The sequence below is a fragment of the Oceanobacillus saliphilus genome, from assembly GCF_023522835.1.
In the GTDB taxonomy this organism is placed as follows: domain Bacteria; phylum Bacillota; class Bacilli; order Bacillales; family Amphibacillaceae; genus Oceanobacillus; species Oceanobacillus saliphilus.
Map to the genome: position 1 here is coordinate 1 of NZ_JALCZU010000256.1, position 253 is coordinate 253.

1 protein-coding gene is annotated in these 253 nt (G+C 34.8%); it reads right to left on the reverse strand.

The window, feature by feature from the left end:
- A partial coding sequence (locus tag MN204_RS21950) for a fungal specific transcription factor domain-containing protein (RefSeq protein WP_249873001.1) occupies positions 1–253 on the reverse strand: 253 nt, incomplete at both ends.

Genomic DNA, 253 nt, shown 5'->3' on the forward strand with positions numbered 1-253 from the left:
CGTGGAGAAACCTTGTGTATCCTGAAATATGAAATCATACTGTTCGGAGGGAAAATAAGTACCTCTTTCAATTGATGAACTTGCCAACAAATCATGGTAAGCAAAATTAGAAATCAACCAGTGTTCTTCCTTCAGTTGATTAAAATTCAAAATCCCACCATTTTTAATAAGTAATTTCCATCCAGAATGCAAAAAACCCGACCAGTTCTTCACATCACCTTTACAAATTTCTGCTGCACACAAAATCATCAAT